Genomic DNA, 10,098 nt, shown 5'->3' on the forward strand with positions numbered 1-10,098 from the left:
ATTAATAGCACGGTCGTTATAGGTATAACTTTCTCTATATTATTGATTCTACTATGCATAAACTTCATCCTTTATTGATTGCTTCCGGACTTTTATTTGCTTCAAATAGTTTTGCTTCAACTTATAGTGCGGAGGCAAGAGGTGCAGCAATGGGTGGTGTTGGTGTTGTTTCGGCCTCTTATCTAACAGCGCCATTCTATAATCCAGCCCTTGTCGCTATTTATCGTCGTAATGATGATGCCGGTATGATTTTACCAAGTGTTAGCTTATCGATTAATGACAAAGATGATGTGATCAATCGTATTGAGGATATTGGTAACATAAAGGATGATAATGAACTGGAAGAAGCATTAAAAAGCATTGATGGTGATTCAGTTAAATTTGATTTAGGAGCCGCTTTTGCTCTTGGTATTCCTAACCGCTACATTGCTGCTAATCTATTTGGTCAGATTTATACTGAATCATTTATTACTCCTCGAGTTCATGCTGGTAATGAATACTCAGATTCTTTTGTTGAAGCTGTGACTTTAGGCGTGGCTGAAGTTGGTATTACCTTAGCGAAATATCAAACCTTTATGTATCAGCATATCTCTTGGGGCATTACGCCTAAGATGCAAAGAATCAATACTTATGGTTACTCTGTTGATTTTGATGGCTTTGACTCAGGTAAAATTAGAGATAATGAAAACTCGGAGACAGCCATTAACTTTGATGTTGGCGCTTTATGGTTCCATGGTCCATTTCGAGTTGGTTTTGCCGGCAAGAACATGATCCCACGTGATATAGAAACTAAAAGCTACTCATTTAATGGCAGTACAATTCAGCACACATACCGCATGAGACCAGCTTTAACCGTTGGTGCTGGGATTGTGGCTGATTACTTTACTATAAGTGCAGACTTTGATCTCAACGAACAAAAACGCTTTGCTGGTTTTAATGATAATATTCAGATGCTAAGTGTTGGTTTTGAAGTGGATTTACTGCGTCAAATACAGGCTAGGGGAGGTTATAAGGTTAACCTAGCTCAAGATAATGAAACGACTTTGACCGCTGGTATTGGGTTATCACCTCTTAACTTAATTGAAATGGACATTGCCGCGAGTTATACCGATGAAAGTGCTTTTGGTATAACGCTAAATTTCCTTGCTACATATTGATAGTCCTTATATAGTCTGCATTCTTTTTTTGGAGTTAAAATTTATGTTTAATGATTTACCAAGCCTTTCTCATTCTGAGCAACAAGCTGCGGTTGAGCGTATTCAAGAAATGATGAAGCAAGGGATCAGTACCGGTGAAGCTATTGGTATAGTGGCTAAGGAAATTAGAGAGCAGAAAGCCAAAGAAGCGGAACAAGATCAAGAGTAATAAAAAGGGTAGAGATGCCCTTTTTTTACATCTATCTGATGCACTATAACTAACCTTTTGTGTTTGCCAATATTATATACTGACGCTATCAAAGATAACCAATACTTTTATCAAGAAAGAAGCGAGAAAGCCCATAGTTAAAAAAAGTGTAGTTGAATGTATAAATAACATTAAACAGCATAAAAAACAGTATGTTATCGCGGAGTTATATACTGCCAATGAGCTACGTTGTAATTAAATTACATATGGTATATTTGAGATAAAAATGACTAGGTTTTTATACTGCAATTATAGAGACTACCAGGATTAGTTACATAGTCACTGGTGAATAAGGTTTTTAGTCGTGATTACTATTTTCAATTCGACTAAAAATTATCGGCTTGGCGGTGAACTTAAATTAATCTCTGCAGAGTTTTGTGAAGCTGATAATTAAAATAGTCAGTGGTTTGCTTTAACTATCAAAAGATTTTGATGAGGTAGAATTGCTAGGCTGATACTTTGAAAGTTTTCAGCGAGCGAGGTAAATGGCAAGAGCTAGCGGTAAGTATTGATGAAGTTTGTTGCTGTTTAAAGTTGTAAGATAGTTAAGCGTTGAAGCTTATTTATAGTGATCACATCGCTAGAGACGCTAAGTAAATTGAGATAGATATGGCTAGACTCAACCCACAATTAAAAATCAAATTATGTCAATCCCATTTTAAAATGTCCTCTTTATTCCAAAATAGAAATGTCCCTTTTTAGTTCAATTAACTCTTTCTTGATGAGCTGGCTTTAAAGGTTTCAGGTTCAACTAATACTGGATTTAATGCTTTGAGTTGTTCATGTATGGCACGTTTTTGTGCTCGTCGACGAGGCATCTGTTGACTCCGGTTTCGCTTATATTCAGCTTCCAATTCGTCTTGTTTATGTTTTGCAAATTTGAGCACATTTCCTAAACGTTTATTGTCGACAACTTGGCCTTGGTCAACTTTTGCTAACTTATCAAAGATAGTGAAAGCCAGATTTTTATATCCATATTGCAGACTAATGCTTCCATCAGGGTAATCATAAACCATCACGATTTCATTGCTTAATCGTGTATTTTCTTCAGTTGGCTCAATAATATATAAAACTTTATCATATTGGATAGTGAGTGATTTGCTGACTCGGCGTTCACTTTGCCAAGCAAAGATATCCCTTAGTTGATTTTCAGTCTCACGGACTGGACGATGCATATCTTTCGGGTAGTTAGCGACTTTACCAAATCGCTGATTAAAATCGTCGATGAAGTAGGGAAGCCAGGCATTGGCTTCCTCAATGGTGTTAATTCCATGGAGACGCATCTCTTTTACCAGACGATTTTGTAGCGTTAAGTTCGCGCGTTCAACGCGACCTTTAGCTTGAGAGCTGTTAGCGCAAATGAGTTCAATGTTTAAATCGTTCAGTGCACGTGCATATTGGGTTGGGCGTTTTGATTCGACGGCATTTTTATTACTTGAGTGAAAAATTGCATGCCGGTCACTGTATAGTGCAACAGGCTTACCATGCTGATTAATATAATCTTTTGTTGCCATCATATAGTCAAAAGCAGATTCAGTTTCACTGAATCTTAAGTTCATCAATCTACCAGTCGCATCATCGATAAAAACCAGAAGACAACATTTATCACTGCGTCCTTCAAACCAATCATGATGTGAACCATCAATTTGGATAAGTTCACCTAAACAATCTCGTCGGTAACGAGGTTGGTAAACTCTGGGTTTACGTTGAGATCGAGGTACCCAAAGACCATCAGCGATCATCCATTGGCGGAGTGTTTCAAGTGATACTTTGACATTATGTTTTTCAACTAATTTCTCGTGAGCTAATGTAGGATTAAAATCAGAATAATATTCATGAATTAAAGCTAAAGCTTTAACCTTAGTCGTTGAGTTTAATTTATTATTCGAAGGCTTACCGCGATTTCCGTGGATTAATGCCTCATGGCCATTAAGACGATAAGAAGAAACTAAACGCTGAACTTGTCTGATGCTTAAAGATAAAATCTTTGCAGCATCTGAGCGACTAATTATTCGCTCAGCAACATCACGTATTAAAGGCAAACGGTTTAATTCTTGCTGACTCATAGTAATTAACATCCAAATACTCCAAGCAAAAATGGATGTATAAAGTATACATGCAGGGACATTTTAACTTGGTTGAATAAGGACATTATCGCTTTGCGCTTACAAATTAGGTGCGCATTATGTATCTTATGTTAAATTCTCTGTGGGGTTCTATAACTTCATGGTCTTTAGTTCAGTACTATAGATCAATGAATTATCACTACTCTATTTCCAATCCAAATGACATACTCAGTGTTTACCATATATTCATCGTGTGATATCTGTGGTGCATCATAAATTCATATTTAACAGTATTTACCATAAACTAGATAATATTCATTTTCATTCTAGCTAGCTAAATAAAAATGAATATTATGGTAAGTGATTTTGCTTTATTATCCTGTGAATTTTTTTATTAAAAAATTCACTATGAAACCTTATCTCATTTATTAATGATCGAAGTTACTATGCTTTTAATTCGATCAAAATATATTATGATCGCGACTAAATTTAATCGCTTTACTTTCTTTTTGTAAAGTTTTTTACAAACCTATTGTTACAAGAATGCCCTACATTATTACACTGTCATATTTATGTACACGCCACATCATCGAATACAACGACAAATACTACTATTAATTATTTTCTTTAGTTGCGTCTTTCCATTGAGTTACTTTTATTACCATGGTTGGTAAAAATGTCAAGCCCCACTCATTGTTGATTGTTATTTACATGGTCTTACATTGATAAATGAGATATTGATCTGGTTTCCTTTTGTTATTTACTACTAGTCTTTGTTAAACAACTCCTAATAAATCTGGAAAAAAATGATTAAGATTAAAATGGTTTCAAATGGAAGACATAAGCATTGGGTGATGTATGATTCAGAAACCACGATGCCGATCCTTTATCCAACGATGTATTATCTTGCTGAGCAAGCAATGAATGCACTAGAGACTCAAAAGAAGACGCTTTATTCCCTATCCTACTTTTATAAGTTTTGGGAACAAAAATATGAAATGTCCTTTTGCCACTATTTACAAAAAAATAATTATTGTTTAACTGAAGTAATAAATGAATTGGATAGCTATTTCGAATTCCTCTGCTCTTGCCAGCACATAAATGATAATTCAAAAGATGGAATTGTTCATTACTTAAATGCAGCTTCAAGCAGTGCGAAAAAAACCAACTCTGGGCGGGTGCGAACTGTTATACGATTCCTTAAATATATATCTCGTACATACTCAACTACTAAATACCTCAATATGTCAGTTAACGATTGTAATAAACTTCGTGAACAGTACGAGCAAGACCTTGTCTCTATGAGTAATAGATTAAATCTAATAGGTACAAGTAGTGATTCTAGTGGTAGAAAGACTTTATACCAAGATATTCCTAAAGTCATGCGGCAGGCAATTATGGTAATAACGATTCCATCAACCCCAACTAAACCTAATTCACGTAATCCTTTCTCTTCCACCTACCTCCAGATCCGTAATGATTTACTGATCAGGCTATATTTTTACTATGGTTTACGAGCCTCTGAAGCATTAATATTGGATACTCGATCTTTTAAAATGAGCGCACCCGATCCGAGTGGTGCTATTAATTATTTGCTAGTTGTCACTAATAGAGAAGAAGGTGTAATTGATAAACGAACCCGCCAACCCTCAATAAAAACTGGTCACTCTCATCGTATAATCTCGTTAAGTAAGCGAGATTATCTACACCTAAAAGGATTTACTACGCAGTATAGAAACCAACATTTTCACGATGGCACTTATGATGATCATGGTTATATTTTCACCTCATCTGTAGCTCCTTTTAACCCACTTTCCTATGAAACAGTTAGGGATATTTTCCAAGCCCTTGATTCTGCGATAACAAAGCATTTTCCAATGTTCAGGGATACGAAACTGTATTTAGGCTTGCCGAAGCTTACTCCTAAAGTAGCTCGTCATACTTGGGCTTATGAGCAACTTAATCACTTATACAATGTTGAAAGAAGAAAAGCGATCGAGATGGCGACAAGCACTGGTCAAGTCCTAAACAGCAAAGAGTTAATGTCAAATGCAGTCAACACTTTGCGCTCACAAGGTGGTTGGTCAGAAGACAGTAAAATGCCTATGAAATATGCAAGACGCTTCTTTGATGAACAAGGCAATTTTCAAAATATTAAGCGTATAGATACTGATAGGTCAAACATACTAAATAGTTTCAAAGCACACCTAGACACTGAAGAAACCGAGGAAACCTTCTATGAATTCTAATAATTTAAATCATCTCAATGGAATTAGCCAATATGAATTGTTTTCGGCTAGTCAGAAGCGTGCAATTGATGATTTGCCCATTCCTAAAGAGCTAACTTTCTTAGCAGCGGGTGAATTTGATACTAAATCAATTGAAACTGATAGCGATGTATGGCTGTATCGGTATTCTGGCCAAACATTCGCCTTGTGCACAAATAGAGCATCGTGTCACTATAGAAACAACATAGTAAAATTCATTTTATCTCAATACGTTATAGGTAATCTCCCAACCAAGTTGTATAACCTTTCAATGGATATACATCATCTGCTCGATTGGCTTGCAGATCATCAATTACAGTTCTCAAAGGAAAACTTAATCGCTTTGCTAGATTGTGGCGAATGGGATGAGTTCCCGTCTAGAAATCAACAGTTTTATAGTGTTGTTTTTATGCTCAGAACATTGTCTAAATATGACTTTCCATCAATTGGTGGCGAAATTGAGGATGATTTAGTACCCATTGCTCGCCCTAAAAATGATTCTTTCCTCATATACCAAGAAATAGACAATGTCATATCTAATAATACTCTTCATTTGATATCAAACGGTCTTTGGGCGATGAGTAAATCGATTAATGACGGAGAAGTGTTTGAAACGAAAAATTTAATGGATGCTAGTATTTTAGGGTTAGAATATGTAACTGGGGCTCGCCCTGTTCAGTTAGATAAGTTGGTGGTCGCAGATTTTAACGTAGATACATCAGTAAAAAAAGGAGAAATAGGACGTTACTCGATAGGTATGCCCTACGCTAAAACAGGAGAGCTTTCTGGTGATATGGAACGAATAAATATCGCCCTTCCCTATGAAATCGCTAATCTAATCTCTACATACATTAAACAAAAAAAATTATGCTTTAAAGATAAACTTTTCCCTACTTGGAATCAAACTAGTTCAGCTATAAAAAGAGCACTAAACCGCCAAATACTCAGGTTCTCACCTAAGGAATATCAGGAGCTTGTACGCCAAAATAAAATAGCCATTGTGCTATTTACCTCCTCAGAATTCCGTCACAACGTAGGTCACTCACTAGCAATGCAAGGTGCATCTGCTGCTGAAATTGCGTTTGTTTTGGGTCACTCTTCGCATGTGGTTGCAAAGCATTATATTTTAGCTACTCCACAATTAGCAAGAGTGCGCTACCGGGCTTTAGGTGTAAATGCGGCATGGCAGAATATGATCAGTTTAATGGTTACAGGAGATTTACTTTATGCCGAAGACTGGGATGGAATAAAGGTAGCTGGAATTGTCGGTAGTCAACTGCACACTAATTGCGGTGGCTGTGGGAGGATTTCTATGAAATGTCCTTTCGCTGAGCTTAGAGCTTGCTACGGATGCCTCTATTTTCGCCCTTTTATTGACGGTGAACATGAACAAGTTCTTTTAGGAGTGCAAAAAGAAATTACTGAAGCGGTAGCACTTTCCAATGCTGTTGGAGATGCTCGAAACCCCGCAGTGGAGATACTAACTCGTATTAAAGAGAACATCATGTTAGTAGTGAAGCGTGTTGAAAATCTGCCATCCAGATCTGAGTAGAGTATATGAGTAGAGTATACTTTGCTGTCCTACTTTCGAGTGAGTTACCAGCAACATATTCAGAGACAATTGTTAACTCAGATAAGGAAAACGGTTATGAATGAAAGTCGTGAAAAACTGAATGAATTTATAGCAGTACAAAAAAGGCGTTGGAATATTCGGAATGAGAACTTTAGCGATAGCCTTGATTGGAACTCAGAATTTCACCGCCTAGGAATAAAAGGTATTGGTTGGTTGAAAACGAGTGGTCGTTCAGTCAACGCGGTCTTTGTTTGTACAGGTAAGGCTTTCAAACAACCAGATATTCAAATTGAAGATATTAAATATCAAGATTTTATTCGTGCGTATTTTATGTCAATCATTCCATTGAATGGCGAAGTGCCTTCAGCATCTAAAACTTACGATACCATCCAACTCCTACGCCATATTTACCGTTCTTTGATAGAAGTTACTGGGCAGACTAATCCTATTTATCTTAATCATGAGGTATTCAATCACGCTATTAGGCTGATCTTTGAAGCTAAACCTAATGATTTACGCAATGTGGCAAACAACGCAATACGGCTACAAGCCATTTCAAAGGCTATCGATGCATTGGGGTTTACTTTAACGCCAACCGATTACAAATCTACTTATGGCAGTGTTAACACCAATTATACAAAGAAAGCTCAAGACGCAAAAGCAGTAAAAGAGACGCCTGATGGTAGTGCTGATCCTAGTATTGCTGGCGATAAAAATAAGCTAATAACTATTAAAGCTTTTCTGAATATTGTCGCTTTGATTACTCTTACCAAAACTGTCGGAGAGAAAATTTTACTTAATTTATTATTATTATTAATTGCTACTGGATTTAGGTTTGAGGAAGCATCTGGTGTTCAAGAGGATGCTCTAGAACGAATTCCATTGAAAGGAGATGCGCTGGCTCTAGCGAAAAAGTTTAATTTACCGTTGTATGATTTAAAAATAAACTATCTTGGGGCTAAACTTTCATCAGCGACAGCGCACTGGGTAGAACCCAATGCAATACCGTTAGTCGAATCAATATTTGCTACTGTAATTAGCTTAACCAAGCCTTTTCGAGAGGTCCTTATAAACCAAAGAAGTTCAAACTTTACCGATTTTCTACCTTCTGCATTACCTATTGGAATTGATGGTTTGGTCGATCTAAGTGATATCGATGGGATTTTAGTTACAACAGCGGCTACTGGTGGACAAGATGCTAGAAACCGTGCAAAAAAAACATTAACTAATTTGAAGATCTTTCCTTCTATAGACATCGAAGATCCCAATAATGCGTCAAAAAGTATTTTTAAGTACACCAGAACAGACCTTAACGATGGCTACTTGCACTATATCTCCAAGGAAATGAAACTGTTGAATAATGGTGATGGTTTTTTTCGAAATCAACCTCATAAAGGTAAGCATGTTCGGATTAACTACGAAAATTTACTATTCATTTACCCTTCAGGAGCTAGCTCCATCGGTCAAAATCGTTCCTATAACAATATTATTCGAGATGTTGATAAAAATGAGATAGCTCGCGTGTTGGGTTCTCCAAATAAGAGTGGGCGTCCAACAGGTGTTTCTTTCTTTAAGAAATATGGATTAGTTGAAGAAGATGGCTCAACGACTAAGTTAACCACACATATCCCTAGGCACAATGTTAATACCTTCTTATCTATTGCTGATATTTCAGAGCATTTACAAGCGATGCTTATGGGGCGAAGTAATATATTTCAGAACCAACATTACCAACACCTAACAATGGCTCAAAAGCTCAAAGCACCATCGCTGTCTACGTTTGATGAGCTTGAAAGCGAAGCTATTGCGACAAGAGATACTGATACTTACGTTATCTCTCAGGAAATTAGTATTGACAACAGCCTGAGTACCGATCTCGATGAGCTATTTGCTGGGTCTCTAGATGACTCAGTCACAACAAACCCTGTGGAGTACGTAAAAAAGACAGGTGCAATGATATTTAACCCTAATTTTGATCTAGAGATAAATATTAAAAACAACCTTCATACACTAGGTTCCCACAAAGAAAATACGGCTTATCTAGCTAAGACTCTTTCAGAAAATTTCATGCCTGACCTCAACGATAGTTACTCAGAATTAATGGGTAGTGAACAAGAAGAAAAAGCGAAAGAATTACTTGAGACACATTCACACCTCAATCCATTCCCTCTTGGTATTTGTACGCGAAATCTTAGCCTTTGGGGTTGTCCATTTGGGGCTAAATGTCAGGCAGGGCAAGAATGTGCCTATCATAATCTTACCGGGCGTGCTGGCGAATTAGAAACAATAATAAATCGCTCTATTAGTAATACGAAACACGTTGTAACCATGTCTGAACTAACACAGAACGATAGCAACTATTCGGAGTCTTTAGTTAAAGTTAAAGCGAGCGGTAAGGTACTGGAACATATGAAAATTAAGTCAGTGGAATCTCTATCTAAAGGCGTTATCGTATCATTGGTAGAGCCACCAACTAAAAAACAACTTGTTGTTAATAAGCGACCTGTGACGATAGCTGATATGTTTTCCATCGAACAAATTCGTATTGAGAAAGGAAAACAAGAATATAAAGATGAGGAAGCTAGTCAATGACAACTCTTAAAGGTCAAGCCCTAGATGAAGCTATTGAAAATGAGTTGATCCTAATTACTAATGAAGGTCTAGTAAATGTAATAACACCGGCTTTTGTTCATAAGAGGCTGAAAAGTAAGCAGATAATTCAGGGGCAAGTAAGTACCTTATCTACGCCTTCTAGGAAAGCGTTAATGTAAGCGCTTAATTCTCGACA

General features: G+C 36.8%; 7 protein-coding genes. 6 read left to right on the plus strand and 1 reads right to left on the minus strand.

All coding sequences use genetic code 11. The features are described 5' to 3' along the window. Window positions 1-53 precede the first annotated feature (53 nt). Both BCU68_RS08450 and BCU68_RS08455 read left to right on the plus strand, forming a co-directional pair. Complete coding sequence (locus BCU68_RS08450; protein ID WP_241901313.1) at window positions 54-1,157, plus strand: conjugal transfer protein TraF; 1,104 nt, start codon at window positions 54-56, stop codon at window positions 1,155-1,157. A 43-nt stretch (window positions 1,158-1,200) separates the two neighbouring features. Then, window positions 1,201-1,365, plus strand: coding sequence for a YoaH family protein (locus tag BCU68_RS08455; protein ID WP_102564346.1), 165 nt, complete (start codon window positions 1,201-1,203; stop codon window positions 1,363-1,365). Window positions 1,366-2,111: 746 nt separating this feature from the next. Here the strand turns inward: BCU68_RS08455 and BCU68_RS08460 are convergent. After that, on the minus strand, window positions 2,112-3,470 hold the full coding sequence (locus BCU68_RS08460; protein WP_102564355.1) for an ISNCY family transposase: 1,359 nt from the start codon (window positions 3,468-3,470) through the stop codon (window positions 2,112-2,114). 806 nt (window positions 3,471-4,276) lie between these two features. Between BCU68_RS08460 and BCU68_RS08465 the strand changes: the two genes are divergently transcribed. The 4 genes from BCU68_RS08465 (at window position 4,277) to BCU68_RS08480 (ending at window position 10,081) form a co-directional block, all read left to right on the plus strand. Beyond that, window positions 4,277-5,719 (plus strand): site-specific integrase, encoded by a 1,443-nt coding sequence (locus tag BCU68_RS08465; protein ID WP_102564347.1) that lies wholly within the window; start codon window positions 4,277-4,279, stop codon window positions 5,717-5,719. Then, window positions 5,709-7,289, plus strand: coding sequence for a tyrosine-type recombinase/integrase (locus BCU68_RS08470; protein WP_102564348.1), 1,581 nt, complete (start codon window positions 5,709-5,711; stop codon window positions 7,287-7,289). Before BCU68_RS08465 ends, BCU68_RS08470 begins: the two co-directional genes overlap by 11 nt. 96 nt (window positions 7,290-7,385) lie before the next feature. Next, window positions 7,386-9,902, plus strand: a complete 2,517-nt coding sequence (locus BCU68_RS08475) for a hypothetical protein (protein WP_102564349.1) — start codon at window positions 7,386-7,388, stop codon at window positions 9,900-9,902. Next, a complete protein-coding gene (locus BCU68_RS08480; RefSeq protein ID WP_198591704.1) occupies window positions 9,899-10,081 on the plus strand; it encodes a hypothetical protein in 183 nt (60 codons plus the stop codon). Before BCU68_RS08475 ends, BCU68_RS08480 begins: the two co-directional genes overlap by 4 nt. Window positions 10,082-10,098 lie beyond the last annotated feature (17 nt).

This window comes from Vibrio sp. 10N.286.49.B3 (genome assembly GCF_002873395.1).
In the GTDB taxonomy this organism is placed as follows: domain Bacteria; phylum Pseudomonadota; class Gammaproteobacteria; order Enterobacterales; family Vibrionaceae; genus Vibrio.

Bases quoted from the DNA above. Each gene is read 5' to 3' on its own strand.
- BCU68_RS08450 (WP_241901313.1), top strand. From the start codon at position 54: ATGCATAAACTTCATCCTTTATTGATTGCTTCCGGACTTTTATTTGCT.
- BCU68_RS08455 (WP_102564346.1), top strand. From the start codon at position 1,201: ATGTTTAATGATTTACCAAGCCTTTCTCATTCTGAGCAACAAGCTGCG.
- BCU68_RS08460 (WP_102564355.1), bottom strand. From the start codon at position 3,470: ATGAGTCAGCAAGAATTAAACCGTTTGCCTTTAATACGTGATGTTGCT.
- BCU68_RS08465 (WP_102564347.1), top strand. From the start codon at position 4,277: ATGATTAAGATTAAAATGGTTTCAAATGGAAGACATAAGCATTGGGTG.
- BCU68_RS08470 (WP_102564348.1), top strand. From the start codon at position 5,709: ATGAATTCTAATAATTTAAATCATCTCAATGGAATTAGCCAATATGAA.
- BCU68_RS08475 (WP_102564349.1), top strand. From the start codon at position 7,386: ATGAATGAAAGTCGTGAAAAACTGAATGAATTTATAGCAGTACAAAAA.
- BCU68_RS08480 (WP_198591704.1), top strand. From the start codon at position 9,899: ATGACAACTCTTAAAGGTCAAGCCCTAGATGAAGCTATTGAAAATGAG.